At 71.3% G+C, this 2,252-nt stretch carries 3 protein-coding genes; all 3 read right to left on the bottom strand.

Annotated features, from left to right (window positions below):
• Positions 1 to 205: 205 nt before the first annotated feature.
• Positions 206 to 790, bottom strand: a complete 585-nt coding sequence (locus L615_RS21600; RefSeq protein WP_145726432.1) for a hypothetical protein — start codon at positions 788 to 790, stop codon at positions 206 to 208.
• Positions 791 to 1,012: 222 nt separating this feature from the next.
• Positions 1,013 to 1,777, bottom strand: a complete 765-nt coding sequence (locus L615_RS21605) for an isoprenyl transferase (protein WP_028657067.1) — start codon at positions 1,775 to 1,777, stop codon at positions 1,013 to 1,015.
• A gap of 89 nt (positions 1,778 to 1,866) precedes the next feature.
• On the bottom strand, positions 1,867 to 2,252 hold a 386-nt coding region (locus tag L615_RS21610; protein WP_186449973.1), incomplete at its 5' end, for a DNA repair protein RecO.

The raw sequence follows: 2,252 nt of genomic DNA on the forward strand, positions 1-2,252 counted from the left end.
GGCTCGGCCGCGGGCGGCCTCGCACCTCAACCACCGGGAGTCAGGCCGCAGCGAACCCAAGGCCTGCCGCCAGGCGGACTGTGCCACCCACCGGAGGCAACTGCCCGTGCGGCTTCCGTCGACAGGCGACACGCTCGCGCCGAAAAACAGGCGACGACCCCCGGGTGGAGCGTTCCCGGGGGTCGTCGCGGACGGGGTGCTGGTGTCAGCGGCCGATCAGGCTGCCGAGGCCGAGGCCCTCGAGGACGTCGGCGAGGCCGAGCATCTCGAGCAGGTCGATCACGCCGAGGTTCTCGAGGACCCACGTCAGGCCGAGGGCCTTGACGAGCGGGCTGAGGCCGAGGGTGTCGAGGAGGTCGAAGAGCTGCTGCTCGGCCTGCTCCGGCGTCGCGGCGGACTTGCAGACCTTGTTCGCGACGCGCGCGGCGGTCAGGGCCTCGCGGTTGTTGCGGATGTTCTTGCGGATGGTCTTCACCCGCACGACCGAGGCACTGTGCTTGGCACGGGCGTCACGGAGCTTGCGGACCTTCTTCGGGGTCCGGTGCGCCTTGACGCCGCGCTGGAGCTTCACGACGTTCGTCTTCAGCTTCTTCATCCGCTTGACCGCAGCGGCCTCACGGGTTCTGCCGATCGTGACCCGGTTCTTGATGTTGGTCACCCGCTTCGCCGTGGCGGAGCAGTCGACCGCGGTGGTCTCCGCGGCCAGGGCCGGCGTGGGGCCGGCGATCGTGGCGACGCCTCCCAGCGTCAGCGCGAGTGCGAGCAGCAGCTTGACTGCAGCACGGATCATCATGGTCTCCCTCAAGACTCTGTCCGCGGTCGCGCAGCGACCACGGACGATTCAGACCCATACCCCGCGCGTCCGGCGCAGGGCCATCCCCATGACGAGCCCTTGACACGTGTCAAGGGAACAACTTAGTGAGGGTTCGGCAAGTTGTGTGGGTATTCAGTCCCGGGGTGTCGTGATCCGTCTCACCCATGTGCCCCGTCGATCGGACGAACCTTCGACGGATCAGGTGGGGTTCGGCTGCGCGCCACCGAAGCGGCGGTCGCGCCGGGCGTACTCCTCGATGGCCGCCCACAGGTGGCGGCGGTCGACGTCGGGCCAGAGCACGTCGCTGAAGACGAGCTCGGCGTACGCCGCCTGGTAGAGCATGAAGTTCGAGAGCCGCTGCTCCCCCGAGGTGCGCCAGATCAGGTCGGCGTCGGTGAGCTCGGGGACGTAGAGGTAGCGCCCCAGCGTGCGGTCGTCGACGCGGTCGGGGTTCACCTTGCCGGCCGCGACGTCGCGGGCCAGGGCGCGCGCGGCGTCGCCGAGCTCGGAGCGCCCGCCGTAGTTCACGCACATGGTGAGGGTGAGGACGTCGTTGTGCTTCGTGAGCTCCTCGGTGGTGCGCAGCTCGTCGATGACCGACTTCCACAGCCGCGGTGCGCGGCCGGCCCACCGCACCCGGATGCCACGCTCGTGCATCTCCTCGCGCCGGCGCCGGACCACGTCGCGGTTGAAGCCCATCAGGAACTTCACCTCCTCCGGGCTGCGCGACCAGTTCTCGGTGGAGAAGGCATAGGCCGAGACCGCCTTCACGCCGATCTCGATCGCGCCCTCGACGACGTCGAAGAGGCTGGACTCGCCCTCCTCGTGGCCGCGCGTGCGCGGCAGCCCGCGCTCCTTGGCCCAGCGGCCGTTGCCGTCCATGACGATCGCGACGTGCTTCGGCACCAGCTCGGCCGGGATCTGCGGCGGGCGGGCACCGGACGGGTGCGGGGTCGGCGGCAGCGGCTCGGCACGGCGGGCGCTCGCCGCAGCGGCGGCGCGGGTACGACGGGAGGCGCGGGTCACGGGGACCAGTCTGTCAGCGCCGTCGCTCAGCGCTCGACGTAGGCCAGCGAGCGCAGGCCGCGCTCGAGCTGCCACTGCACGAACGCCGCGACCAGGCCGGTCGCCTCCTTCGCGTGCCGCGACTCGGCGGCCTCGACGACGGTCCAGTCGCCGGCGAGCAGCGCACCGAGCAGGGTGAGCGTCTCCGGGGCTGGCGCGGCGGAGCCGGGGATCCGGCAGGTCGAGCAGAGCACGCCGCCCATCGAGGGGTTGAACCACCGGTGGTGGGTCAGCTCGCCGGTGGCGGTCACCGGTGGTCGGCCGCAGTGGGCGCAGTCGACGAACGCCGGGGCGTAGCCGGCGATCGCCAGTGCCCGCAGCAGGTAGGAGTCGAGGACGTGGCGCGGCTGGCGGTGCCCGCCGGCCATCGCGT

It is taken from the genome of Nocardioides sp. J9, assembly GCF_007829375.1.
GTDB lineage: Bacteria > Actinomycetota > Actinomycetes > Propionibacteriales > Nocardioidaceae > Nocardioides.

Bases quoted from the DNA above. Each gene is read 5' to 3' on its own strand.
- L615_RS21600 (WP_145726432.1), bottom strand. From the start codon at position 790: ATGATCCGTGCTGCAGTCAAGCTGCTGCTCGCACTCGCGCTGACGCTG.